This window comes from Variovorax brevis (assembly GCF_030317105.1).
GTDB lineage: Bacteria > Pseudomonadota > Gammaproteobacteria > Burkholderiales > Burkholderiaceae_C > Variovorax > Variovorax brevis.
The window spans coordinates 483,396-507,682 of record NZ_JASZYG010000002.1 but is presented as its reverse complement, the minus strand read 5'-3'; the positions used below and the strand labels follow the sequence as shown (position 1 = coordinate 507,682).

The following is a 24,287-nucleotide window of genomic DNA, read 5'->3' as shown; positions in this document are numbered from 1 at the left end:
TTAATAACCAGTCAGTCAGTAAAAATACCATGCCTTCCCAATTCATCAGCGACAAGCTCTGTGCCGTGCGCGCCAAGCGCGAGCGGCGAAAGGAAGCGCGCCCGGGCGAACTGCTGGAAGCCGCGCTCGACCTGTTCGTCGAAAAAGGCTTTGCCGCCACCAAATCGGAGGAAGTCGCCGCGCGCGCCGGCGTCTCCAAGGGCACGCTGTTCCTGTACTTCCCCAGCAAGGAAGAACTGTTCAAGGCCGTCATCCGCGAAAACCTCTCGGGTCACTTCAGGGCGTGGAACGAGGAGTTCGAATCCTTCACGGGCAGCACGCCAGACATGCTGCGCTACTGCATGCGCGTCTGGTGGGAGCGCGTGGGCATGACGCGAATTTCCGGCATCACCAAGCTCATGATGAGCGAGGGCAGCAACTTTCCCGAACTGGCCGCTTTCTACCAGCAGGAGGTGGTCCGCCCCGGCCATTCGCTTCTGCGACGCATCCTGCAACGCGGCATCGACCGCGGCGAATTCGCGCCGGTCGATATCGACCACGCCATCTATACCGTGATAGCCCCCATGATTTTTCTCATGCTGTGGAAGCATTCAGCGCGCATCTGCGTGGACAACGACGTCGAACTCGACCCTGACAAGTACATCGCGCTGCAAGCCGAAACGGTGCTCAACGGATTGTGCGCAACACGCGGGGGCAAGTCATGAAGCGCTGGATCCCATGGACGGTCGCCGTGGTGGCCGTCGCCGTCGTCGCGGGCGGCGCGCTGCGTGCAGTCAAGGCGCGCAAGGCACAACAGGTCGTGGCAACGGCGCCGGCTGAAATGCCGGTCACGCTCTTGCCGGCCGATGTGCTCCGCGCTGAATCGCGCGACATGGCGCAGACCTTGCCGGTCTCGGGCACGCTGCGCGCCGTGGACTGGGCCGTCGTCAAGGCGCGTGTCGCGGGCGAGTTGAGCGGCCTCACGGTGCGCGAAGGCGACCCGGTGCGTGCGGGACAGGTCATCGCGCGCATCGACTCCGCCGAATACGAATCGCGCGTTCGCCAGGCGCAGGAACAGGCCGACTCGGCCCGCGCGCAGGCCGACGTGGCCCAGCGCAACTACGACAACAACAAGGCGCTGGTGGACCAGGGCTTCATCTCGCGTACGGCACTGGAAACCTCGCAGTCGAACCTCAACTCCGCCCGCGCGACGCACCGCGCCGCGCTGGCCGGCGTCGAAGTGGCACGCAAGGCGTTGAACGACACGGTGCTGCGCAGCCCCATCGACGGGCAGGTGGCGGCGAGGCTTGCGCAGCCGGGCGAGCGCATGGCCATCGACGGCAAGGTGATCGAGGTGGTGGACCTGAGCCACGTCGAGGTCGAGGCGACCTTGTCCGCGGCCGACTCGGTCGCGGTGCGGGTGGGCCAGCGTGCCTCGCTCGAAATCGAGGGCAGCGGCACTGCGGACCCGCAAAAGAGCCAACGCCAGGTGGGCGCCACCGTCGTGCGCGTGAACCCGAGCGCGCAGGCCGGCAGCCGCAGCGTGCTGGTCTATTTGCGGCTGGACCGCAACGAAGGCTTACGCCAGGGGCTGTTTGCGCAAGGCTCGATCGAGATCGGTCGCACCAAGGCCATCGCCCTGCCCTTGTCGGCCGTGCGTGTCGACAAGCCTGCGCCGTATGTGCAGGTCATCGTCGAAGGCCGCGTCGTTCATCGTCCGGTGCAAACGGGCCAGCGCGGCAAGGTCGATGGCCAACCTTTCGTGAGCGTCACGGGCATCGACGACGGCGCCATGGTCGTGGCGGGCACCATCGGGCAGTTGCGCGAAGGCACGCCTGTGCGGCTGGCGACGGCACCGAATGCTTCGGCTGTTGCGTCCAGCGCAACGCGTTCGACCCCCTGACCGGGCGCGCCCCATGTGGTTTACCCGCGTCAGCCTCAAGAACCCTGTCTTCGCCACGATGGTGATGCTCGCCCTGGTGGTGCTGGGCATCTTTTCGTACCAGCGACTGCAGGTCGACCAGTTTCCGAACATCGACTTTCCGGTGGTCGTGGTCATTACCGATTACCCCGGCGCGTCGCCCGAGATCGTCGAGAGCGAAGTCACCAAGAAGGTCGAGGAAGGCGTCAACTCAATCGCCGGCATCAATGCGCTCACGTCGCGCAGCTATGAAGGCCAGTCGGTCGTCATCATCGAATTCCAGCTGTATGTCGACGGGCGCAAGGCGGCCGACGACGTGCGCGAAAAGGTCGCCGCGGTGCGGCCGCTGTTCCGCGACGAGGTGAAAGACCCGCGCGTGCTGCGCTTCGATCCGGCGTCGCGGCCGGTGTGGTCGGTGGCCGTCCTGCCCGATGCGACGCAAAAAGGCGTCACCCCACCCAACGCGGTGGAGCTGACGAACTGGGCCGACCAGGTGTTCAAGAAGCGCCTGGAGAACGTGCGCGGCGTGGGCTCCGTCACCCTGGTGGGCGGCACCAAGCGCGAGATCAACATCTACCTCAACCCGCAGGCGATGGAGGCCTTCGGCATCAGCGCCGACCAGGTCGTGACGGCGGTTCGCAACGAGAATCAGGCCTTGCCCGTGGGCTCGGTGCGCTCGCTCGAACAGGAGCGCGTCGTCCAGATCGACGCGCGCATGGAGCGGCCCGAAGACTTCGGCAAGATCATCGTGGCACGCAAGGCCGGTGCGCCCATCCGTGTCGACCAGATCGCCCGCGTGAGCGACGGCGCGCAGGAAATCGACAGCCTCGCGCTCTACAACGGCCAGCGCACCCTGCTGCTGTCGGTGCAGAAGGCGCAGGACGAAAACACCATCCAGGTCGTCGACGGACTCGTCGGCGCGCTGAAGGACATCAAGGCGCAGCTGCCGCCGGGCGTCAAGCTGGAACCCATTGGCGATGCGTCCCGTGCCATTCGCGTGGCCGTGCAGAACGTGCGGCACACGCTGCTCGAAGGCGCGCTGCTGACGGTGCTCATCGTCTTCCTGTTCCTGAACTCCTGGCGCTCGACGGTCATCACCGGCCTGACGCTGCCCATCGCGCTGATCGGCACCTTCTGGTTCATGGCGATGTTCGGCTTCACCATCAACATGATCACGCTGATGGCGTTGTCGTTGTGCGTGGGCCTGCTCATCGACGACGCGATCGTGGTGCGCGAGAACATCGTGCGCCACGTGCAGATGGGCAAGTCGCCCTTTGCGGCGGCGATGGAAGGCACGCAGGAAATCGGGCTCGCGGTGCTGGCCACCACGCTGTCGATCGTGGCGGTGTTCCTGCCCATCGGCTTCATGGGCGGGATCATCGGCAAGTTCTTCCACGAGTTCGGCATCACCATCGTGGCGGCCGTGCTGATCTCGATGTTCGTGAGCTTCACGCTCGATCCGATGCTCTCCAGCATCTGGCATGACCCGGCCATCGACAAGCACGGCAAGCGCGGCCCGCCCGTGACCTTCTACGACCGGACGATCGGCCGCGTCACCGGCTGGTTCGACGATGCGACCGGGAAGCTCGCCGATGGCTACCAGGCGATCCTGCGCTGGTCGCTGGCGCACAAGGCGCTCACCCTTCTGGCGGCGCTGGGCATCTTCATTGGCAGCATCTTCATGGTGCCGCTGCTGGGCACCGAGTTCGTGCCCAAGGCCGACTATTCGGAAACCGCGCTCAACTTTTACACGCCGGTCGGCTCGTCGCTCGAAGTGACGGAAGCCAAGGCGCGTCAGGTCGAGGGGTTGCTGCGCGAGATGCCGGAGGTGCGCTACACGCTCACCACCATCAACAGTGGCGATGCGCAAGGCAAGATCTACGCGAGCATGTACGTGCGGCTGGTCGACCGCAAGGACCGCAGCCGCAGCGTGGACCAGATGTCGGCCGTGCTGCGCGAGCGCCTGAAGTCAGTGCCCGGCATCACGGTGACGCACGTCGGCCTGCGCGACTCGGTCGGCGGCAACAAGCCGGTCGAGTTCTCGCTGCAGGGCCCGGACCTGAAGGAGCTGGAACGGCTCACGGTGCTGGTCAAGGACAAGATCCAGGCGATTCCCGGGCTGGTGGACCTCGATTCCAGCCTCAAGCCCGACAAGCCGACGGTGAGCGTCGTGATGCGCCGCGATGCGGCCTCCGACCTCGGCCTGAGCGTGGCGCCGGTCGCGAATGCCCTGCGCACGCTGGTGGCAGGCACCACCGTGGGTAACTGGCGCGCGCCGGACGACCAGACCTACGACGTCAACGTGCGCCTCGCGCCCGAAGTGCGCAACTCGCCCACAGACCTTGCGCGCCTGCCATTCATCAGCACGGCGATGGGCGCCAACGCCGACGGCAGCAGCCGCATCGTGCGCTTGCAACAGGTGGCCGACGTGCGCGAGTCGACCGGGCCGAACCAGATCAACCGCCGCTCGCTGGCGCGTGAAGTCGCCATCAACGCCAACGTGGACCGGCGCTCGGCCGGCGAGGTGTCGGGCGACATCCGCAAGGTGCTCGACGGCATCGCCTTTCCGCCGGGCTACGGCTACCAGTTCAGCGGCTCGACCAAGAACATGCAGGAGTCCTTCGGCTATGCCGTGTCGGCGCTGGCGCTGGCGATCATCTTCATCTACATGATCCTGGCGAGCCAGTTCAAGAGCTTCCTGCAGCCGATGGCGCTCATGACGGCCCTGCCGCTCACGCTCATCGGCGTGGTGCTTGCGCTGCTGGGCTTTGGCTCGACGCTGTCGATGTTCTCGATCATCGGCATCGTGATGCTGATGGGCCTGGTGACCAAGAACGCCATCCTGCTGGTGGACTTTGCCATTCGCGCCCGTGAAGGCGAGGACCCGCTTCCGCGCGAGCAAGCCCTGCTGATGGCGGCCCGCGTGCGTCTTCGCCCCATCCTGATGACCACGCTGGCCATGATTTTCGGCATGGTGCCGCTGGCCTTTGCCCTGAGCGAAGGCGCGGAACAGCGGGCGCCCATGGGTCAAGCCGTGATCGGCGGCGTGATTACCTCATCCCTGCTCACTTTGGTCGTCGTTCCGGTCGTCTATTGCTACATGGACGATCTCGCACACTGGTTCAAACACCAATTTGCGAGAAAGAAAGCAAATGCAACAGTCGGGGTGCATAAAATTGAAGGTTTGCCTTGAGGCCCGTCTGTAAGGAAGCCACATCATGAACCCGACCCCTGACCTGGAGCGCCTGCGCTTCAACATGATCGAGCAGCAAATCCGTCCCTGGGACGTGCTCGACTTCGACATCCTCGACCTGCTCGCCGCCATCCGCCGCGAGGACTACGTGCCGCCGGCACACCGCGGGCTTGCCTTCTTCGACATGGAAATCCCATTGACCGACGGCTCGGTGTCCGGCCAGACCATGCTCTCGCCCAAGGTCGAGGCACGCATGCTGCAAGACCTGAAGATCCAGAAGCACGAAAACGTCCTGGAAATCGGGACAGGCTCCGGCTTCATGGCCGCACTCCTGGCCCATCGCGCCGCACAGGTGCTCAGCCTTGAAATCGACCCGGCCCTGGCCGCCACCGCGACCGCCAGCCTGCGCCGCAACGGCGTCTCGAATGTGGAAGTGCGCGTGGCAGATGGCGCCAAGCCGCTGCCCAGCGGCCCGAGCTTCGACGTGATCGTGCTCAGCGGCTCCGTGGCCAAGGTGCCGCAGGGCCTGCTCGGCTCGCTCAAGATCGGCGGCCGTCTTGCAGCCATCGTGGGCGACGAACCCATGATGCGCGCCCACTTCATCACGCGCACCAGCGAAGGCCAGTGGTCGACGGTCCAGCCCTGGGACACCGTGGCACCGCGCCTGCTGAATTTCCCCGAACCCTCGCGTTTCAACTTCTGAGCGGCCATTCATGATCGAGCAAATTCTTCCTGCCGATCTCGCCGCATGGTTCGGGCGCGACGCAACGGCCACAGCCGTCTTGCTGGACGTGCGCGAGCCCTGGGAGGTGCAGGCCGCCAGCGTGACGCCGCGCGGCTTCACGCTGCTGGCCATTCCCATGAACGAGATTCCATCGCGCATTGCCGAACTGGACACCGCCAGCCGCATCGCGTGCCTGTGCCATCACGGTGCGCGCAGCCAGCATGTCGCCAACTTCCTGGGCCAGCGCGGCTTCAGCAGTTTGGCGAACGTGGCGGGCGGCATCGACGGATGGGCGCGCCAACACGACCCCGCGGTTCCGCGCTACTGATTTCTTCACTCAGGAAAAGCTCACATATGTTGCTCAGGCCCCGGCTAGCCACCCTCACCAGCGCGTTGACCGCAACCCTCGCAGCCATCGCCCTGCCGGCACACGGCCAGAGCCTCATAGAACTTTACGACGCTGCAAGAGCCTTCGACGCGACCTACCAGGGGGCGCGCTCGCAGTACGACGCCAGCCTCGCCCGCGCCGCGCAGGCCAAGGCCGGGCTGCTGCCTTCGGTGGGCCTGTCGGGCAATGCCAACTACACGAACCAGGAAGTCCGCACGGATTTCGGGTCAGGCAGCCGCAACATTCCGCAGGAAAGTGCCGGCATCAACGCCACGCAGCCCTTGTACCGCCCGGCCAACTGGGCGACGTATGAGCAAAGCAAGCGACAGGTCGACATTGCGCAGGCGCAACTGAGCATCGCGGAGCAAGACCTCGTGGTGCGCGTGAGCCAGGCGTTTTTCGACGTGCTCGCCAGCCAGGATTCGCTGGCGCTGGTGCGTGCACAAAAGGCCGCGACGGCCGAGCAGCTGGCCGCCGCCAAGCGCAACTTCGAAGTCGGCACCACGACCATCACCGACACGCGCGAAGCACAGGCGCGCTACGACCTCGTCGTGGCGCAGGAAATCGCGGCGGAAAACGACCTGCAGGTCAAGAAGATCGCGCTCGACCAATTGGTGGGTCGGGTCAACGCCAATCCCACGCCGCTGGCCGCGCCGGTAACGCTGCCACCACTGGTGCCCGCCGACGTCAACCAGTGGGTCAAGCAGGCCGAGGACACGCATCCGGCCATTGCCCAAGCACGCCTGGGGCTGGATGTCGCAAAACTTGAAGTCGACAAGGCCCGCGCAGGCCACAAGCCAACGCTCGACGCGCAGGCTGGCTACAACGTCACGAACAATCCGCAAGGCACCTCCACCAGCACCTCGCTGGCGGGCGTGCGCGTCAACGCGGCGACGATCGGCGTGGTGTTCAACATGCCCCTGTTCGCGGGTTACGCGGTCGAGAACCGCATCAAGGAAACGCTGGCCCTGGAAGACGTGGCGCGCTCCACGCTCGACTCGACCAGCCGCAGTGTCACGCAAGCCACCCGCGCCGCTTATCTCGGCGTGGTGGCCGGTGGCAGCCAAGTCAAGGCGCTGGAAGCGGCCGAAGCCTCGAGCCAGAGCGCACTGGATGCCAACCGGTTGGGCTACCAGGTGGGCGTGCGCATCAACATCGACGTGCTGAATTCGCAGAGCCAGCTCTTCCAGACCCGACGCGATCTCTCGCAGGCGCGCTACAACGTGCTGTTGGGCAACCTCAAGCTGCGCCAAGCCAACGGTTCGCTCACCGCGAACGACCTGCAGCCCATCAACGCAACGCTGGCCCCTCCGGGCAGCAGCGGCGCCAATGCGTCGCCCGACCAGCCGTCGGCCGCGACGGTGAGCCCGATTGCGCCGCCACCGGCGCAGGTCACGCGGCCCGGCACCACGACGACGCCGCCGGTACGCCCGCCAACGCGGTAAGCGAAACGTATCGGCGCCGGCGGCATGTCCGTTTGCGCGCCGGACCGATGGGGCTGATTTGTCTGGGGTGGGTGTCATTACACCAGCGCCACAATGCAGGGCGCCCCGCTCATCCGGGGCCTGGCATCAAAGGAACAGCCTATGCGCCACGTGCTGAACTACCTCCACCGGCTCCTGCGCGGCACCGTCGCCATCGGCCGCGCCGAGCTCTCGCTGTTGCGGCGATTTCCGCGGATCGTGCTGGCCATGCTTGCCGTGGGCGTGGTGCCTGCCATCTATGCGCTGATCTATCTGACCAGCGTCTGGGATCCTGCGGGCCACACGGGCGATCTGCCGGCGGCCATCGTGAATGAGGACGAGGGCGTGACCTATCTGGGCCACAGCGCCAACGTCGGCAACGAGCTGACGCGCACGCTCCTGGAAAAGCAGGCCTTCGGTTTTCGCAAGATGCCCGACACGGAAGCCGCACGCGCCGCGGTGCGCCGGGGCCAGCTCGCTTTCGCGCTGCTCATTCCGAAAGACTTCAGCGCACAGGCCCTGCCCGGCGCCACGCGTGGCGCCGGGCAGCTCGTGGTCTACACGTCGGAGGGCAACAACTACAGCTCGGCCGGCTTCGCGCGCCGCTTCGCCGGCGAACTCGGGCACCAGGTCAACGAAATGCTCAACGAACAGCGCTGGGCGCTCGTGCTCGACATCGCGGCCGGCTCGCAGGAAAAGCTCACGCGGCTCAAGCAGGGCCTGGCGCAATTGCGCGATGGCAGCGAGGCGCTGGCGACCGGCACGGCGCAGTACCGCAATGCGGCACAAAAGCTGGCGGGCGGCTTCAAGCAGGTGGACGCGGGCATTCGTACCATGCACGCACGCTTGCCGGCTGAGGCCGACCTGCGTGCGCTGCGTGCCGGATCGCAGCAACTGGTATCGGGCCAGCAAGCGCTCGGCAGCGGCCTGGCGCAACTGGACGCGGGACTCGAACAGCTCGATGGCGGTGCCGTGCAGCTCGCCGATGGTGCTCGGCGCATGCAGAAGGAAACGGCCGGCATCCTCATCGTGGGCGAGCGCATCGCCAGCGGGGCGGGTGAGCTGGCCACCGGCGCGGACCGGCTTCGCACGGGCATCGGACAGGCACGCACCGGCCTCACGCAGGCTCGCGCCGGCAACCAGCAACTGACCAGCGGCTCGCAGGCGCTCGACGAAGGCGTGGGCAAGTTGACCGATGGCATGTCGGCGCTTGGCGAAGGCATCCGCACGATGGCGTCCCGGCTGCCCGAAGACAGGCAACTGGACGAGTTCGCGCGTGGCGGCGATCAACTCGCACAGGGCGCGCAAAAACTGGTGTCCGGGCTGCAAGTCATCGAAGCCGCCCTGCCCGCGTCGATCACCCGCGTGGAAGGCAGCGCGTCGGGGCTCGCCGGCTCGGTCGAACCCCACGTCGAGGTCGTCGCGCCCGTGATGAACAACGGCGAGGCCTTCATTCCCAACATGGTGTCGGTGGCGCTCTGGATCGGCGCGGTGATGGCCGGCTTCCTGTTCAACCAACGGATCGTGCTGCACGTGCATGGTGACTTTCCGCGCCTGTCCAAAACGCTCGGCAAGATGGCCGTGCCGGTGATCGTGGTGCTGCTGCAGGTCTCGCTGGTGCTCGCGACGCTGCTGGGCGTGCTGCACGTGCGAACGCCCAACGTCCTGGAGCTCGGCGTCACCATGGCGCTGGCGTCGATCGTGTTCCTGGCGATGCTCGCGGCGATGCTGCACGTGTTCGGTGATTTCGGCCGCATCCTGACGGTGCTGCTGCTCACGCTGCAGTTGTCCGCGGGCGGTGGCGTGCTGCCGGTGGAACTGTCCGCGGGCTTCTTCCGTGCGGTGCACGCATGGCTGCCCTTCAGCTGGGTCGTGCAGGCCTTCCGTGCGGTGCTCTTCGGTGCGTTCGACGATGGCTGGGCCCATGCCTGCCTGATCGTGATGCTGTCCGGCGCGATCGCCATCGCCTTGATGGCGATATTCGGGCGCTGGGAAAAGGTCACGCACGAGGCCTACCGCCCGACGCTCAACGTTTGATACGCCCACCGCGCGCTCTTGTGGACGCCAGGCGATTGCGTTAGCTTCGCGCCATGATCAAGCACACCGTCTTTTTCAGGCTCAAGCATCCGCACGGCTCCGATGCGGAAGCGAGATTCATCGAGCTGGCGCACACGCTCACGCGCATTCCCGGCGTGAACGACTTCGAATGCGTTCGGCAGGTCGGCAAGAAGTGCGAGTTCGATTGGGGCCTGCTGATGGCCTTCGACGACCAGGGCGCCTACGACGCTTACAACAGCCATCCGGACCATCAGGCCTTCGTGGCCGAACACTGGATGTCGGAAGTCGAGGAATTCCTGGAGATCGACTACGTGCCGTATCGATAGCGTCGGCTATCGACGCGCAAGCAAGGCCAGCACCGCCGCCGCCGTGCGCGCCGCGGCGCCCCGATTCGACGACGAGAATGCCAACGCCGCCTGCACCATGCCTTCATGGCGCACCGGGTCGGCCGCCAGTGACAGCGCCGCGACAACGGCCTGCTCCATGTCCTCGGTGCGCAGCGCCGCGCCCGCGGCCACCGAGAGCTCTGCTGCCTCTGCAAAGTTGAAGGTCGAGGGCCCCATGATCACCGGGCATCCGCACGCAGCCGCCTCGATGAGGTTTTGCCCGCCCAGCGCCTCGAAGCTGCCACCGAGCAGGGCTGCATCGGCCAGCCCGTAGTACAGCGCCATCTCGCCCAGCGAATCGCCGAGCCAGATTTCAGCGTCATCGGTGGCGGCGGCGGCGGCGCTGCGGCGTGCCACGATGAATCCGCTGGCTTCGACCAGCGCGGCGACTTCGTCGAAACGCTGCGGATGACGCGGCACGATCATCCACTGCACGTCCTGCACCGGCATGCGCACCTTCTTGCCGGCCGTGGGCGAATAGCCGACCGGCGGCGCATTGCGAAAGCGCTTGAGCACGTCGAGAAACATTTGCTCCTCGCCATCGCGCGAGCTGGCAAACACGATCACCGGCTTGGGCAGCTTCTCGCGGAAGGTGGCGGCGCGTGCGAGTTGCAGCGAATCGGGCGTGGCGTCGAACTTGAGATTGCCGAACACGCCATCGACCTTGGCGCCGGCTGACACCAAACGATGCGCGTCCGCCTCGGTCTGCGCCCATACGGCCGCGAGCGATGCATAGGTCGGCCGCGCAATCCACGCCAGCCGTTTGGCGGATGCCAGGGACTTCTCGTTCAGCCGCGCATTGGCCAGCGCCAGCGGGATGCCGCGCTCGGCGCAGGCGGCGGTGAGCACGGGCCAGATCTCCGTTTCCATCAGCACGCCGACACGCGGCCTGAAGCGGTCGAGAAAGCGCTCCACGGCGGCGGGTGTGTCCCAAGGCTGCCACACCTGCAGGTCGTTCGGACCCAGCAGCTTGGCGCCCTCCTCGCGGCCTGTGGCCGTGCCATTGGTGAGCAGCAGTCGAATGCCGGGTTGCTGGCGCCGCAGCACTTCGATGAGGATGGCCGCCGCGCGCGCCTCGCCGAGCGAGACGGCGTGGATCCACACCCAGCCGTGCCCGGCCTTGGATTCTTCGTAATGGCCAAAGCGCTCCTCGACGGCCACGGCATAGCCGGGTTCGGCGACCGCGCGGCGGCGCAGCTTGCGTCGCAGCAGGGGCTGGAGCATCCAGGTGGCCGCGCCATACAGGCGCATCAACACGGCGCGCACGGAATTCAGTGCGCAGCTTCCGCGAGCGTCGCGTCGGGTTTGACCGATTTGAGCAGCGCCAGCATGTCGTGCTGGATGCGCTCGAGCGCGGACGGCGATTGCCCTTCGAAGCGCAGCACCAGCACCGGCGTGGTGTTCGACGCGCGGATGAGACCGAAACCGTCGGGCCAATCGACGCGCAGGCCGTCGATGGACAACACCTTGGCGGGCGCAGCGAAGTTGGCCGCCTTCATGAGCTTCTCGACGACGGCATGCGGCTCGCCTTCGGCGCACGCAACGTTCAGTTCGGGCGTGGAGAAGCTGGTGGGCAAGGCGTTGAGCACGGCGCTCGCGTTGGGGCTCTTGCTCAGGATCTCGAGCAGACGGCACCCCGCGTAGGTGCCGTCGTCAAAACCGTACCAGCGCTCCTTGAAAAAGATGTGGCCGCTCATCTCGCCGCCCAGAGGCGAGGAGATTTCCTTCATCTTTGCCTTGATGAGCGAATGGCCCGTCTTGTAGATCACGGGGACGCCGCCTGCCGCTTCGATGGCGGGCGCCAGGCGCTGCGAGCACTTCACGTCGTAGATGATGCTGCCGCCCGGCACGCGCGAGAGCACGTCCTGCGCGAACAACTGCATCTGGCGATCGGGGTAGATGTTCTGACCGTCCTTGGTCACGATGCCCAGCCGGTCGCCGTCGCCGTCGAAGGCCAGGCCCAGTTCAGCATCGCCGCTTTGCAGCGCGGCAATGAGGTCCTTGAGGTTCTCGGGCTTGCTGGGGTCCGGATGGTGGTTGGGAAACTCGCCATCGACTTCGCTGAACAATTCGGTGACTTCGCAACCGAGCGCGCGGAAGATGGCAGGCGCCGACGCACCCGCAATGCCGTTGCCCGAATCGACCACGATCTTCATCGGGCGCGCGAGCTTGATGTCGCCCACGATACGCTGGATGTACTCGGGCAGCACGTCGACCTTGCGCACGCTGCCGCCGGGCGCAATGGTCGCGCTGTCGGCTTCCATCACGCGGCGCAGGCCCTGGATCTCGTCGCCATAAATGGCGCGGCCGCCCAGCACCATCTTGAAGCCGTTGTAGTCCTTGGGATTGTGGCTGCCAGTGACCTGGATGCCGCTCGTGCACAAGGTATTGGCCGCGAAGTACAGCATCGGCGTCGTCGCGGCACCGATGTCAATGACCTCGACACCGGTGGCCACCAGTCCGCGGATGAGTGCTTCGCTGATCGCGGGGCCCGAGAGGCGCCCGTCGCGGCCCACGGCCACGCTCTTTTCGCCGGCCGCGCGTGCTGCACTTCCGAATGCCTTGCCGAGCGCTTCGGCCACCGTTGTGTCGAGTGTGCTCGGCACCACGCCACGAATGTCGTAGGCCTTGAAGATGGAAGCGCTGAACTGCATGGATGCCTTTGTTTCCAAGTCGAGAAAGGAAAGTCATTGTAGGCGGGGCTTGCGCATGCCACATGTCCGGAAATGGCTAGTTTTGCCTTGCACGAGGCCTATCATTGCCCCATGTCCCACGCCGCCCCTTCTGTCGCCGAGCTCGAAAGCGATGCCTGCTATCTTGCGATGAAAGCACATGACGCGCGTTTCGACGGGACGTTTTTCACGGCGGTCACGTCCACTGGCATCTATTGCCGGCCCGTGTGCCGCGTGAAAACACCGCGCCGAGAAAATTGCCGCTTCTTTCGACATGCAGCGCAGGCGGAGGCGGAAGGCTTTCGGCCCTGCCTGCGGTGCCGGCCCGAGTTGGCGCCCCGCGCGGCGAGCTGGTCCACCGAAGATGCCTCGCGCATCCTGGCCTTGCAGGCCGCGCGTCTCATCGACGAGCCTGACGCATGGCCCCAGGACGAGGAAGGCACCGCACCGGGTGCTGCGCGCATCGCCGAACGCCTGGGCGTGAGCGACCGGCACTTGCGCCGCATTTTCGAGCACCAGTTCGGCGTGTCGCCCCTGCAATACCTGCAGACGCGCCGCCTGCTGGCCGCCAAGCAGCTCATCGCCGACACGCGATTGCCCATGACACAAGTGGCACTTGCCAGTGGATTCGCGAGCGTGCGGCGATTCAACGCGGCTTTCGTGGAGCACTACGGGCTCAATCCCAGCGAATTGCGCCGTGCGGGCGAAGTGAAAGGCGCGGCGCGGGGCGGCCAGCCCATCGAAGTGCGCATCGGCTACCGGCCGCCCTACGATCACGCAGCGATGTTCGCCTTCTTTGCACGACGCGCCTTGCGTGGCGCGGAAGTCGTCATGGAAGACGGCACGCGCTACGCCCGCACCTTGCGCGTGGCGCACGGCGGCACGCATCACGCCGGATGGCTTTCGGTTCGCATCGACGACGCGCGCAAGCAGGCCCTGCTGCAAGTGAGCGAATCGTTGGCGGGCGTGCTGCCCATCGTCATCAGCCGCGTGCGCGCCATGCTCGACCTCGATGCCGAGCCGATGGCCATCAACACGGCCTTGCATGAAAGCTTTCCGGCTGGCGACGGCGTTCGCGTGCCCGGCACGGTGGACGGCTTCGAATTGGCGGTGCGTGCCGTGCTCGGCCAGCAGATCACCGTTGCGGCCGCGCGCACGATGGGCTGCAGGCTTGTCGAGGCATTTGGAGAGGCGATCGAAACGCCTTTCGAAGGCCTGGACCGCCTGTTTCCCACGCCTTCGGCGCTCGCAGCCGTCGATGGCGATGCGCTCGGACGCCTCGGCATCGTGCGCCAACGCCAGGCCGCCCTGCACGCCCTGTCGCGCGAAGTGGATACAGGCAGGCTGGTGCTGCATGGCGGGGCCGATGTGCCGTCGACGCTGGTCGCGCTGCAAGCCCTTCCCGGCATCGGCGACTGGACGGCGCAATACATCGCCATGCGCGCACTGCGCTGGCCCGACGCATTCCCCTCGGGCGACATCGCGCTGCAAAAGGCGCTGGGCGTGACGGGCGCACGCGCTGCCGCGCAGGCTTCGCAAGCGTGGCGGCCGTGGCGTAGCTACGCGGTGCTGCGGGCCTGGCATTCGCCGACGCCGCCCGCCCATCCGACAAGCCCCGGCGCCGTTGCGACGGCTGCCCTGTCCTGACGCGAGACTCTCATCATGAAATTCAAGTCTTCTTCCATCTACACGACGCAAGTCGACACCTCGCTGGGCGGTGTGACCCTCGCGGCAACGGACCTGGGCCTGGCAGGCGTGTGGTTCGATGCGCAGCGGCACTTTCCCGACACGACCGGCTGGATTGGCGCGCCTGACCATCCTGTGCTGCGCGAAGCTGCATCGCAATTGCAGGCCTACTTCGCCGGCGAGCGCGATGGCTTCGACATGCCGCTGGACTTGTCGCACGGCACGCAGTTCCAGCAAGCGGTGTGGAACGCCCTGCTGCGCATCCCGCATGGCAACACGACCAGCTATGGCCAACTGAGTGCGCTGGTGGGCAACCCCGCCGCGGTGCGCGCCGTGGGCGCGGCTGTCGGACGCAACCCGATCAGCGTCGTCGTGCCCTGCCACCGCGTGCTCGGCGCCGATGGGTCGCTCACCGGCTATGCAGGCGGGATCGAGCGAAAAGCGCGCCTGCTGCAACTGGAGCGCGCTTCGTGAGCGAAGGCGAGTGCGTGGCCGAAGCCGCAACGGTCCCTGCGGCGGCCGTGGCACCGCCTGCGCCGGCCAAGGCGCGCAGCTGGCTACCGGACCTGCTGTTGCTGGGCGCGCTGTGGGGTGCGTCGTTTCTGTTCATGCGCATCGGCGCCGCGGAGTTCGGTGCGGTGCCCACCGCTGGCGTGCGCGTGGGCATCGCCATGGTGGCGCTGATTCCCATCATGCTCGTGCGCGGCCAAGGGCCTGACCTGGCAAGGCACTGGAAGGCCACGCTCACCGTCGGCTTCTTCAACTCCGGACTTCCCTTTGCATTGTTCGCCTTTGCGCTGCTCACCATCAACAGCGGACTGGCCGCCGTGCTGAACGCCACGGTGCCCATGTTCGGCGCACTGGTCGCATGGGCGTGGTTTCGCGAACGGCCTGATGGGTCGCGCCTGGTGGGGCTTGCGCTCGGTTTCGTGGGTGTCGCGCTGCTGGCGGGTCACAGTGCCGGCTTCAAGACCGGTGTCGACGGGCACTCGCCCCTATGGGCGGTGCTGGCTTGCCTCGGCGCTTGCCTGAGCTACGGCCTCTCCGCGAGTGCCACGCGCCGCTATCTCACGGGCGTGCCCACGCTGGCCACGGCCACGGGCAGCCAGATCGGCGCTTCACTCGCGCTGGCCTTGCCCAGCATCTGGCTGTGGCCGGCGCAGCCGCCGAGCCTGCGTGCATGGCTGGCGCTGCTATTCGTCGGCATCATGTGCACGGCGCTGGCGTACATCCTGTTCTTCCGCCTGATCGCGACTGCGGGGCCCGCGCGCGCTCTTACCGTGACCTTCATCGTGCCGGTGTTTGCCGTGATGTATGGCGCACTCTTCCTCGATGAGGAAATCACGCAGTGGATGCTGATGTGCGCGTTCATCATCGTGTGCGGCGTGGCGCTTGCCACGGGGCTCGTCAAGCTGGGGCGCAAGCGCCCGGCGGCGTCCCTCAAATGATGCTGGCGACCACGTTGATCGACAGGGCCAGCACGAGCATGTTGAACGCAAAAGAGAGCACCCCATGCACGAGCGTGATGCGCCGCATCTCGCGCGAGCACACGGACACGTCGGACACCTGCGACGTCATTCCCACCACGAAGGAGTAATAGAGAAAGTCGAAGTAGTCCGGGTCCTGATGGCCCGGAAAAGTCAGCTCCTGCTCGTCGCCGACGTTGTTCAACTCTTCCTGGTAATAGCGATGGGCGTAGTGAAAGGCGTAGATCGTGTGGATCGTGAGCCATGAACTCGCCAGCGAGACAAGTCCCAGCGCGATGTGCAGGGCACGCGCCGCGCCGCCCATCGACTTGACCTGCTGCAGCAGCATGCCGATCACGGTGACGCTCACGGCAATGACCACCAGCATGGAGACGAGGATCAGCAGGCTGGGCTGGTCCAGCGATTGCGCACGCCGCCGGGTGTCGTCCGCCTTGAAGGTCACGGCAAGCCACCACGCCAGGCCCAAGTAGACCGAGGCGCCGATGCACCAGCCGATCAGGCCGCGCGCGAGCAGGTCCACCGGCCAGGGGGCGAAGCCCGCCGCGATACCGATGACGGCCGCATAGCCAATGCGTTGCAGACCCGTGGTGGTCGAAAGATGTCGGCTCATGGGGTGGACTCTAGCGTGATGCTCCCCACGATGTGTTCGAATGCTGCATCCGCGCCGACGACAGGTGCGGGCTGCACCATCGAGCACCATGCGAACGTTGAATCAACTGCTGCGGGACTGTGGCGCCGGGCCGTTTGTACTGGCGCTCGGGGCCCTGCTCGCACCGGCGGCGATGGCCGCCAGCGTGCCGGACACCATCGAGCAGCGCGCGGCCGCATGCATTGCATGCCATGGCCGCGAAGGCTCCAGCACCAACGCGGGCTATTACCCCCGCCTCTCGGGCAAACCGGCGGGCTACCTCTTCAATCAGCTGGTGAGTTTCAGGGACGGCCGCCGCTTCAACGCCGACATGTCGTACATGGTGCGCCACCTCTCCGACGCCTACCTGCGCGAGATGGCCGAGTACTTTGCCGGCCTCGACCTGCCCTACGCACCCGTGTCCGCCGGCTCGGACGCCAGCGAAGAAGCATTGCAGCGCGGCAAGCGGCTGGCACGTGAAGGCGACGCGTCGCGCGACATTCCCGCCTGCGCGGCGTGCCACGGCAGCGCGCTCACCGGCGTGCAACCCGCGATTCCGGGCCTGCTGGGATTGCCGCGCCTCTATATTGCGTCGCAGCTGGGTTCGTGGCTGACGAATGACCGGCACGCGCTGGCGCCCGACTGCATGGCCGACGTGGGCCGCAAGCTCACCACGGCCGACATCAATGCGGTGGCCAGTTGGCTGGCCACGCAGCCCATGCCCCCGAATCCGAAGCCTGCCGCATCGTTGCCTGCGCCCCTGCCGCTGGCCTGCAGCGCGATGCCGAAGTAGCAAGGACGAACATGCTGCGCCGCATCGTTTTTCTGTTGATCGGGCTGCTGATCTTGGTCGTGCTCGCCGGCGTGGTTCTTGTGGGCCTGAACCTTCGCGGCGAAGACAAGTTGCCGCCCACCGCGACGGAGTTCAACCCGACCCCGGCGCAAATCGAACGCGGACGCTACCTCGCGCTGGCGGGCAATTGCGCGGGCTGCCACACGACGCGCGGCGGCAAACCCTATGCGGGTGGGCTGGGCATCAGCACGCCCTTCGGCACGATCTACTCCAGCAACCTCACGCCCGACGAAAAGAACGGCATCGGCGGCTGGAGCGTCGACTACTTCTGGCGCGCCATGCACAACGGCCGGTCCCGGGACGGCCACCTGCTCTACCCCGCCTTTCCGTACCCCAACTTCACCAAGGTGACGCGCGAGGACTCCGACGCCATCTACGCCTGGCTGCGCACATTGCCGAGCGACCCACGCCAGAACACACCCCATGCGCTGCGCTTTCCGTACAACACGCAACTGGCGCTGGCGGTCTGGCGCGCGTTGTCGTTCACGCCCGGTGCGTTCGAACCCGATGCTGGCCAAACGGCCGAGTGGAATCGCGGGGCCTACCTGGCGGGCGGATTGGGGCATTGCATTGCCTGTCACGGCGCACGCAATTCACTGGGCGCCACCGAGGAAACGCGCGGGCTCTCCGGCGGCCTGATTCCGATGGAGAACTGGTATGCACCTTCCCTCACCTCGCCGCGGGAGGCAGGCGTCGCCGACTGGCAAGTGGCGGACATCGTCGCCTTGCTGAAAACAGGCAGGTCGGTGCGCGGCTCGGTGATGGGGCCGATGGCCGACGTGGTGTTCGACAGCACGCAACACCTGAACGAAAGCGACCTGGCCGCGATCGCCGCTTACCTCAAGCATCTTCCGGAAACCACGGCGCAGGCCGCAGTGCCCGCGCAATCCATGCGGCGCGACAGCGTGACGATGGCGCGCGGTGCGTCGATCTTTGCCCAGCGCTGCGCCTATTGCCACGGCGACTCGGGTGAAGGTGCGCCCGGCGCCTATCCGCCGCTCGCAGGCAACCGCGCGGTGAACATGAATTCGCCCGCCAACCTGATCCAGGTCGTGCGCCACGGCGGCTTTCTTCCGGCGACCGCCGGCAATCCGCGGCCCTACGGCATGCCTCCCTTCGGCAACGTGCTGGACGACCAGGACATCGCCGCCGTGCTCACCTACGTTCGCGGATCCTGGGGCAACAACGCAGCGCCGGTCAGTGCCAGCGACACATTGCGCCGTTAGATCACCGATCAGATCAGTAGGCGCCAGGCGGCGGTGTCGCACCAATGCGGCGATAGCGCGACGCAGCGAGCAGATGGCCGATGGGCGACTTGATCGTGTCGCGCGCCGTCGATTCGCCCGGGTAGCTCGGACTCACGCCAAGGCGGCGCAGCACACGGTTGAATTGATGCACGCGGGCCGTGCGGCGCGTCACTTCGGTATAGAAATTCACGCCGAGCGACACCGAGATGCCATCGCCCGGCTTCACCCAACCCGTATTCGTCTCCGTCATGTGCGGCGAGGTGCTCGGCCAGTACACGCCATCGCCCGGCTGCACGTCGAACTGCTGGCCGCGCGCGCGGAACTCTTCCTTGAATGAGACACCCTCCTGCCCGCCGCCCGCAATGAAATCTTCAACCGCCCGTGCGGGTACGACCGTGCGATCCGTGTTCTCCCACACGTTCATCGTCTTGCGCCCGTGCAACTGGAGCCAGAAATTGTTCTCGCGATCGATGTGGAAAGGCGTCACCGACGGCGGCGCCGAAATGAAGATGAATCCAGTCACCAGGAAGATGCCAGGCTGCTCGCGCTCGATGAGCGGGCGCAGGCCATCCACGATGCTGCCAAGCAGCGCCTTGTAGGTGGGATCGGTCTGCACGTTGTAGAGCGCCAGCCACGAGCCCGGCTCTTCCATGCGCCTGAAGGTTTCCTCGATGGACAAGCCCTTCGGATGCGTCGGGTCGTGCGAAAAGGCCGAGCCTTGCGTCGTGCCCGGTCGCAGGAAACGGCATTGACCAGTCGGCATCAGCGACTTGGCGAGCGATTCGAGCGCCGGCAACTGAAACAGGGGATGTTCGTTGAAGTCATGCTTCAACTTGCTGATGCGACGCGTCGAGAAGCTGGCCGGATTGGCTGGCAAGACTTGATGCGGACGGGAGAGGTGTTCCGTTTCAGACTTCATGTGACCCTCTGATACCAATCGCAATAGATTGTGACCGGCGAAAGTAACACAAAGGCTCTAAATATCAACCCCTCCAAAAGGCAGAGGCGCCCACGAAGCTGGCCCGGAAATGAAAAAAGCCACCCGAAGGTGGCTTTTTTTGAACTGGGGAAACCCCAAATTCTGGCGGAGTGGACGGGACTCGAACCCGCGACCCCCGGCGTGACAGGCCGGTATTCTAACCAACTGAACTACCACTCCTGGTAGACAACGTTTTACTCTGTTGAACAGAGCCAAGTGTTGCCACTTGTGCCGCAATGACCGAAGTCAAATTTGGCGACCCTACGGGGATTCGAACCCCGGTAGCCACCGTGAAAGGGTGGTGTCCTAGGCCTCTAGACGATAGGGTCAAAACCTTGGACGCGCTGCGATCAGCGCACTAACCTACTCGACGCCCATTTGGTGGAGGTAAGCGGGATCGAACCGCTGACCTCTTGCATGCCATGCAAGCGCTCTCCCAGCTGAGCTATACCCCCTGTGGGTGTCGAGCCTCAAATTATAGCCTGAAAATTACGCTCTTCTCAACCTCTGCAAAACTTTCTCGCGAGAAAAAATTGCGAGCACTGCGTCGAGCGAAGGCGTCTGGGGAGTCCCCATCACCAACACGCGCACTGGCATGGCCAGGACGGGCATTTTCAGACCGTGTGCAGCGAGGACTTGCTTGATTGCTGCTGCAATCGATTGCTTGTCCCACGCGACAGACTCTAGTGTATCCGCAAGTGACGCGATTGCTGGACGAACGTCATCAAAAATGTACTGATTTCGATCGGCTTCGGTGGGTGTCACGTCTTCATAGAAAGCAGCAGCCCAGTTGCAAAGGGCAACTGTTGAGTCACAGCGGTCTTTGAACAAAGCACAGATCGCCGGCAGGCGCTCATCCGCTTCGATGCCACGCTTCTTCAGCTGCTCTGCAACGAGGGGCGCCAGCGCTTCGTCGGGCATTGCCTTGAGATGTTGCGCATTGACCCAGCGCAGCTTGGCTTCATCGAATTGCGCCGCGCTGCGACCGAGGTGGTCGAGGTTGAACCACTCGAGAAACTGGGCTCGCGAGAAGATCTCGTCGTCGCCGTGGCTCCAGCCCAGGCGCGCAAGGTAGTTGACCATCGCATCGGGCAGGAAGCCCTCGTCGCGGAACTGCGTGACGGGCTTGGCGCCGTTGCGCTTGCTCATCTTTTCGCCCTGCTCGTTCAGCACGGTGGGCAGGTGCGCGTACACCGGCGGCTCCTTGCCGAGCGCACGAAAGATGTTGATCTGGCGCGGCGTGTTGTTGACGTGGTCATCGCCACGAATGACGTGCGTGATGGCCATGTCGACGTCATCGACCACGACGCAGAAGTTGTAGGTCGGTGTGCCGTCGGGACGCGCGATCACGAGGTCGTCGAGTTCGTCGTTGCTGATCTCGATGCGGCCTTTGACCTTGTCGTCCCACGCGACGATGCCGTCTTGCGGATTGCGGAAACGCAGCACCGGCTTGACGCCTTCGGGCACGGGCGGCAACACCTTGCCGGGCTCGGGGCGCCAGGTGCCGTCGTAGCGCGGCTTTTCCTTGGCGGCCATCTGCTTTTCGCGCAGTGCGTCGAGTTCGGCCACGCTCATGTAGCAGGGATAGACCAGGCCGTCCTGCTGCATCTGCGCAAGGACTTCCTTGTAGCGGTCCATGCGCTGCATTTGATAGAACGGACCTTCGTCGTGGTCGAGGCCGAGCCAGCTCATGCCTTCGAGGATGACGTCGACGGCTGCCTGCGTTGAACGCTCGACGTCGGTGTCTTCGATGCGAAGGATGAAGTCGCCGCCCGTGGAGCGCGCAAACGCCCACGGATAGAGCGCCGAGCGGATGTTGCCCAGATGAATGAAGCCGGTAGGCGAAGGCGCGAAGCGCGTGCGTGTTTTTTGCGTCATGCGAGTGTCGAGAGGCCGCGTGACAGATCGGCCTGGATGTCTTCAAAGTAGTCGAGTCCCACCGCGAGGCGCACGAGGCCCTGGCCGATGCCGGCAGCCTGCCGCTGCGCTTCGGTGAGGCGTCCGTGCGAGGTCGTCGCGGGGTGCGAAATGATGGTCTTGGTGTCGCCCAGGTTGGTGGCGATGCTCACGACGCGCGTGCTGTCGATGACGTGGAATGCGTTGGCGCGCGCGCTGTCAGGGTCGTCGCCGCGCACGTCGAAGGACAGCACCGCACCGCCCTGCCCCGACTGCTGGCGCATCGCGAGTTCATGCTGCGGATGCGATTCGAGGCCGGGGTAGTACACGCGCGAAACCTGCGGCTGCTTTTCGAGCCAGCGCGCCACCTTGAGGGCGTTCTCCGACTGCGCATCCACGCGCAGGCTCAGCGTTTCCATGCCCTTGAGCACGACCCACGCGTTGAACGGCGCGAGCACCATGCCAGCCGTGCGCACGATGGGGCCGAACACATCGACGATGAGTCTGGACGGGCCGCAAATGGCGCCCGCCATCACGCGTCCCTGGCCGTCGAGAAACTTCGTTCCCGAATGAATGATCAGGTCGGCACCCAACTCGGCTGGGCGCTGCAGCGCAGGCGAACAGAAGCAGTTGTCCACGGCCAGCAACGCGCCGCCGCCGTGCGCAAGATCGGCCAGCGCGCGGATGTCGCAGACGTCGGTGAGCGGATTGGTCGGCGTTTCGGCAAACAGCAGCTTCGTCGTCGGGCGCATCGCCTCGCGCCATTCGGCCACGTCGGTCTGCGAGACGAAGCTCGTCTCGACGCCGAACTTCGAGAACTCCTTGGCGAACAGGTTGATGGTCGAGCCGAACATCGAGCGCGAGCAGATGACATGGTCACCCGACTTCAGCAGGCCCATGCACATCATGAGGATCGCGCCCATGCCGCTGGAGGCGCCGATGGCAGCCTCGGTGCCTTCGAGGGCGGCAAGGCGGCGCTCGAAGCTGGTGACCGTCGGGTTGGAGGTGCGCGCGTAGGTGTAGCCATCTTCGGTGCCGGCAAAGCGGCGCGCGGAAGTCGCGGCGTCGGTCTGCACGAAACCGGTGGTGAGGAAGAGCGCTTCGGAGTTTTCGCCGTACTGGCTACGGTCGAGCGCGGTGCGCACCGCGAGCGTGTCGCGGTGCAGGCCGGGCGGCAAGGATCGATCGGTCACGTCAGCTTTCCACGGGGTTGGGCAAGGCGAGGCGGGACGAATCCTCCTCGGTTTCTTCGATGCGCGGACGGTTGCCGTTCATGCGCGAGATCGCCTCGGTGTCGATGTCGCCCGTGACGTACACGCCGTCGAAGCAGGAGGCATCGAAGCCATCGAGTTTCGGGCGCGCATATTCGGCCGTCGCGGACGATGCCTTCATGACGGCGCGCTTCATGGCGTCGACGTCCTGGTAGATCAGCGCATCGCAGCCGATGAGCTCGCGAATCTCGTCGATGGTGCGGTCGTGCGCCACCAGTTCGTCCTTGGTCGGCATGTCGATGCCGTACACGTTGGGGTAGCGCACCGGCGGCGCGGCGCTGGCGAGGTACACCTTGCGGGCACCGGCCTCGCGCGCCATCTGCACGATCTCGCGGCTGGTCGTGCCGCGCACGATCGAGTCGTCCACCAGCAGCACGTTGCGGCCCTTGAACTCGCTCGCGATCACGTTCAGCTTCTGGCGCACCGACTTCTTGCGAACGCCCTGCCCCGGCATGATGAAGGTGCGACCCACATAGCGGTTCTTGACGAAGCCTTCCCGGTACGGAACGCCCAGCAGGTGAGCCAGTTGCGTCGCGCTCGGCCGGCTCGATTCGGGGATCGGGATGATCACGTCGATCTCGCTCGGCGGCACCGTCGACACCACGCGCTTGGCCAGCGTTTCGCCAAGGTTCAATCGCGCCTGGTACACCGAGATGCCGTCCATCGTCGAGTCGGGACGGGCGAGGTACACGAACTCGAAGATGCAGGGGTTGAGCGTCGGCGCGTCGGCGCATTGCTGCGTGTGCACTTGGCCCTTCAGGTCGATGAAGACCGCTTCACCCGGTGCGATGTTTCGCTCGAACACGAAACCCGAGCCTTCCAGCGCCACAGACTCGCTCGCCACCATGATGGTGCCATCGGCATTGCGCCCCAGGCACAGCGGACGAATGCCGTACGGGTCGCGGAACGCCAGCAATCCGTGGCCGGCGATGAGCGAGACGACGGCGTACGAACCGCGCAGCCGCTTGTGCATGTTGCGCACCGATTCGAACACCTCGTGCGAACTCAGTTGCACACCGCGCGTGGAGCGCTCCAGTTCATGCGCCAGCACGTTGAGCAGCACTTCCGAATCGCTCTCGGTGTTGGTATGGCGGTGGTCGGTCGAAAACAGCTCCGCCCGCAGCGCATGCGCGTTGGTCAGGTTGCCGTTGTGCACCAGCACGAGGCCGAAGGGCGCGTTCACGTAGAAGGGCTGTGCCTCTTCCTCGCTGTAGGCGTTGCCGGCCGTGGGGTAGCGGACCTGCCCCAAGCCGATGCTGCCGGGCAGCGCACGCATGTTGCGCGTGCGAAACACGTCTCGCACCATGCCTTTGGCCTTGTGCATGAAGAACTTGCGCTCGAGCAAGGTCACGATGCCGGCGGCATCCTGACCGCGGTGCTGCAGGAGCAGCATCGCGTCATAAAGCAATTGGTTCACAGGGGCGTTGCTGACAACGCCGACGATTCCACACATGAA

20 protein-coding genes and 3 tRNA genes are annotated in these 24,287 nt (G+C 65.5%); 13 read left to right on the top strand and 10 right to left on the bottom strand.

Features of this window, described 5'->3' with window-relative positions:
* Nucleotides 1-29 precede the first annotated feature (29 nt).
* From QTI66_RS07025 to QTI66_RS06990, 8 genes are all read left to right on the top strand, one after another.
* Nucleotides 30-704: a TetR/AcrR family transcriptional regulator gene (locus QTI66_RS07025; RefSeq protein ID WP_286558445.1), complete on the top strand. Its 675-nt coding sequence runs from the start codon at nt 30-32 to the stop codon at nt 702-704.
* Nucleotides 701-1,882, top strand: a complete 1,182-nt coding sequence (locus QTI66_RS07020; protein ID WP_286558444.1) for an efflux RND transporter periplasmic adaptor subunit — start codon at nt 701-703, stop codon at nt 1,880-1,882. Before QTI66_RS07025 ends, QTI66_RS07020 begins: the two co-directional genes overlap by 4 nt.
* A 13-nt stretch (nt 1,883-1,895) precedes the next feature.
* Nucleotides 1,896-5,093: an efflux RND transporter permease subunit gene (locus tag QTI66_RS07015; protein WP_286558443.1), complete on the top strand. Its 3,198-nt coding sequence runs from the start codon at nt 1,896-1,898 to the stop codon at nt 5,091-5,093.
* 25 nt (nt 5,094-5,118) lie between these two features.
* Nucleotides 5,119-5,796 carry a protein-L-isoaspartate O-methyltransferase family protein gene (locus QTI66_RS07010; protein ID WP_286558441.1) on the top strand — a complete coding sequence of 226 codons (678 nt, stop codon included), beginning with the start codon at nt 5,119-5,121 and terminating at the stop codon, nt 5,794-5,796.
* Between the two features lie 10 nt (nt 5,797-5,806).
* Nucleotides 5,807-6,145 carry a rhodanese-like domain-containing protein gene (locus QTI66_RS07005; RefSeq protein WP_286558440.1) on the top strand — a complete coding sequence of 113 codons (339 nt, stop codon included), beginning with the start codon at nt 5,807-5,809 and terminating at the stop codon, nt 6,143-6,145.
* A gap of 26 nt (nt 6,146-6,171) precedes the next feature.
* Nucleotides 6,172-7,650, top strand: coding sequence for a TolC family outer membrane protein (locus tag QTI66_RS07000; protein ID WP_286558438.1), 1,479 nt, complete (start codon nt 6,172-6,174; stop codon nt 7,648-7,650).
* 141 nt (nt 7,651-7,791) lie between these two features.
* Nucleotides 7,792-9,705 (top strand): YhgE/Pip domain-containing protein, encoded by a 1,914-nt coding sequence (locus tag QTI66_RS06995; protein ID WP_286558436.1) that lies wholly within the window; start codon nt 7,792-7,794, stop codon nt 9,703-9,705.
* Between the two features lie 53 nt (nt 9,706-9,758).
* Nucleotides 9,759-10,052: a Dabb family protein gene (locus QTI66_RS06990; RefSeq protein ID WP_286558435.1), complete on the top strand. Its 294-nt coding sequence runs from the start codon at nt 9,759-9,761 to the stop codon at nt 10,050-10,052.
* Nucleotides 10,053-10,058: 6 nt separating this feature from the next.
* On the opposite strand, the gene QTI66_RS06985 is transcribed toward QTI66_RS06990, so the two are convergent.
* Entirely contained in the window at nt 10,059-11,378 is a 1,320-nt protein-coding gene (locus QTI66_RS06985) for a 3-deoxy-D-manno-octulosonic acid transferase (protein WP_286558433.1), read from the bottom strand.
* 5 nt (nt 11,379-11,383) lie between these two features.
* Nucleotides 11,384-12,766, bottom strand: coding sequence for a phosphomannomutase/phosphoglucomutase (locus tag QTI66_RS06980; protein ID WP_286558432.1), 1,383 nt, complete (start codon nt 12,764-12,766; stop codon nt 11,384-11,386).
* A gap of 111 nt (nt 12,767-12,877) precedes the next feature.
* On the opposite strand from QTI66_RS06980, the gene QTI66_RS06975 reads away from it, so the two are divergent.
* Genes QTI66_RS06975 through QTI66_RS06965 form a run of 3 tightly spaced genes read left to right on the top strand, consistent with a single transcriptional unit; the run spans nt 12,878 to nt 15,918 of the window.
* Nucleotides 12,878-14,431: an AlkA N-terminal domain-containing protein gene (locus QTI66_RS06975; protein WP_286558430.1), complete on the top strand. Its 1,554-nt coding sequence runs from the start codon at nt 12,878-12,880 to the stop codon at nt 14,429-14,431.
* 15 nt (nt 14,432-14,446) lie between these two features.
* Complete coding sequence (locus tag QTI66_RS06970; RefSeq protein WP_286558429.1) at nt 14,447-14,944, top strand: methylated-DNA--[protein]-cysteine S-methyltransferase; 498 nt, start codon at nt 14,447-14,449, stop codon at nt 14,942-14,944.
* Entirely contained in the window at nt 14,941-15,918 is a 978-nt protein-coding gene (locus QTI66_RS06965) for a DMT family transporter (protein WP_444814957.1), read from the top strand. The genes QTI66_RS06970 and QTI66_RS06965 overlap by 4 nt, the downstream gene beginning before the upstream one ends.
* Here QTI66_RS06965 and QTI66_RS06960 read toward each other — a convergent pair.
* Entirely contained in the window at nt 15,911-16,567 is a 657-nt protein-coding gene (locus tag QTI66_RS06960) for a DUF1345 domain-containing protein (protein WP_286558428.1), read from the bottom strand. The two genes, QTI66_RS06965 and QTI66_RS06960, sit on opposite strands and share 8 nt — an antisense overlap.
* Before the next feature lie 88 nt (nt 16,568-16,655).
* On the opposite strand from QTI66_RS06960, the gene QTI66_RS06955 reads away from it, so the two are divergent.
* Together QTI66_RS06955 and QTI66_RS06950 are read left to right on the top strand one after the other, a co-directional pair.
* On the top strand, nt 16,656-17,378 hold the full coding sequence (locus tag QTI66_RS06955; RefSeq protein ID WP_444814956.1) for a c-type cytochrome: 723 nt from the start codon (nt 16,656-16,658) through the stop codon (nt 17,376-17,378).
* Between the two features lie 11 nt (nt 17,379-17,389).
* Nucleotides 17,390-18,664 (top strand): c-type cytochrome, encoded by a 1,275-nt coding sequence (locus QTI66_RS06950; protein ID WP_286558427.1) that lies wholly within the window; start codon nt 17,390-17,392, stop codon nt 18,662-18,664.
* A 13-nt stretch (nt 18,665-18,677) separates the two neighbouring features.
* On the opposite strand, the gene QTI66_RS06945 is transcribed toward QTI66_RS06950, so the two are convergent.
* From QTI66_RS06945 to purF, 7 genes are all read right to left on the bottom strand, one after another.
* Nucleotides 18,678-19,604 (bottom strand): cupin, encoded by a 927-nt coding sequence (locus QTI66_RS06945; RefSeq protein WP_286558426.1) that lies wholly within the window; start codon nt 19,602-19,604, stop codon nt 18,678-18,680.
* A gap of 163 nt (nt 19,605-19,767) precedes the next feature.
* A tRNA-Asp gene (locus QTI66_RS06940) sits at nt 19,768-19,844 on the bottom strand.
* A gap of 73 nt (nt 19,845-19,917) precedes the next feature.
* Nucleotides 19,918-19,993 (bottom strand) — tRNA-Glu (locus QTI66_RS06935).
* A 50-nt stretch (nt 19,994-20,043) separates the two neighbouring features.
* Nucleotides 20,044-20,119, bottom strand: a tRNA-Ala gene (locus QTI66_RS06930).
* Nucleotides 20,120-20,153: 34 nt separating this feature from the next.
* Nucleotides 20,154-21,542: a glutamate--tRNA ligase gene (gltX, locus tag QTI66_RS06925; RefSeq protein ID WP_286558424.1), complete on the bottom strand. Its 1,389-nt coding sequence runs from the start codon at nt 21,540-21,542 to the stop codon at nt 20,154-20,156.
* Nucleotides 21,539-22,753: an O-succinylhomoserine sulfhydrylase gene (locus tag QTI66_RS06920; RefSeq protein WP_286558422.1), complete on the bottom strand. Its 1,215-nt coding sequence runs from the start codon at nt 22,751-22,753 to the stop codon at nt 21,539-21,541. Before QTI66_RS06920 ends, gltX begins: the two co-directional genes overlap by 4 nt.
* A 1-nt stretch (nt 22,754) precedes the next feature.
* Nucleotides 22,755-24,284 (bottom strand): amidophosphoribosyltransferase, encoded by a 1,530-nt coding sequence (purF, locus tag QTI66_RS06915; protein ID WP_286558420.1) that lies wholly within the window; start codon nt 24,282-24,284, stop codon nt 22,755-22,757.
* Nucleotides 24,285-24,287 lie beyond the last annotated feature (3 nt).

What these genes read in the sequence shown, in the direction of transcription:
- QTI66_RS06950 (WP_286558427.1), top strand. Translation starts at nt 17,390, where the DNA reads ATGCTGCGCCGCATCGTTTTTCTGTTGATCGGGCTGCTGATCTTGGTC.
- QTI66_RS07020 (WP_286558444.1), top strand. Translation starts at nt 701, where the DNA reads ATGAAGCGCTGGATCCCATGGACGGTCGCCGTGGTGGCCGTCGCCGTC.
- QTI66_RS07025 (WP_286558445.1), top strand. Translation starts at nt 30, where the DNA reads ATGCCTTCCCAATTCATCAGCGACAAGCTCTGTGCCGTGCGCGCCAAG.
- QTI66_RS06960 (WP_286558428.1), bottom strand. Translation starts at nt 16,567, where the DNA reads ATGAGCCGACATCTTTCGACCACCACGGGTCTGCAACGCATTGGCTAT.
- QTI66_RS07015 (WP_286558443.1), top strand. Translation starts at nt 1,896, where the DNA reads ATGTGGTTTACCCGCGTCAGCCTCAAGAACCCTGTCTTCGCCACGATG.
- QTI66_RS07005 (WP_286558440.1), top strand. Translation starts at nt 5,807, where the DNA reads ATGATCGAGCAAATTCTTCCTGCCGATCTCGCCGCATGGTTCGGGCGC.
- QTI66_RS07010 (WP_286558441.1), top strand. Translation starts at nt 5,119, where the DNA reads ATGAACCCGACCCCTGACCTGGAGCGCCTGCGCTTCAACATGATCGAG.
- QTI66_RS06990 (WP_286558435.1), top strand. Translation starts at nt 9,759, where the DNA reads ATGATCAAGCACACCGTCTTTTTCAGGCTCAAGCATCCGCACGGCTCC.
- QTI66_RS06980 (WP_286558432.1), bottom strand. Translation starts at nt 12,766, where the DNA reads ATGCAGTTCAGCGCTTCCATCTTCAAGGCCTACGACATTCGTGGCGTG.
- QTI66_RS06970 (WP_286558429.1), top strand. Translation starts at nt 14,447, where the DNA reads ATGAAATTCAAGTCTTCTTCCATCTACACGACGCAAGTCGACACCTCG.
- gltX (WP_286558424.1), bottom strand. Translation starts at nt 21,542, where the DNA reads ATGACGCAAAAAACACGCACGCGCTTCGCGCCTTCGCCTACCGGCTTC.
- QTI66_RS07000 (WP_286558438.1), top strand. Translation starts at nt 6,172, where the DNA reads ATGTTGCTCAGGCCCCGGCTAGCCACCCTCACCAGCGCGTTGACCGCA.
- QTI66_RS06945 (WP_286558426.1), bottom strand. Translation starts at nt 19,604, where the DNA reads ATGAAGTCTGAAACGGAACACCTCTCCCGTCCGCATCAAGTCTTGCCA.
- QTI66_RS06975 (WP_286558430.1), top strand. Translation starts at nt 12,878, where the DNA reads ATGTCCCACGCCGCCCCTTCTGTCGCCGAGCTCGAAAGCGATGCCTGC.
- purF (WP_286558420.1), bottom strand. Translation starts at nt 24,284, where the DNA reads ATGTGTGGAATCGTCGGCGTTGTCAGCAACGCCCCTGTGAACCAATTG.
- QTI66_RS06995 (WP_286558436.1), top strand. Translation starts at nt 7,792, where the DNA reads ATGCGCCACGTGCTGAACTACCTCCACCGGCTCCTGCGCGGCACCGTC.
- QTI66_RS06955 (WP_444814956.1), top strand. Translation starts at nt 16,656, where the DNA reads ATGCGAACGTTGAATCAACTGCTGCGGGACTGTGGCGCCGGGCCGTTT.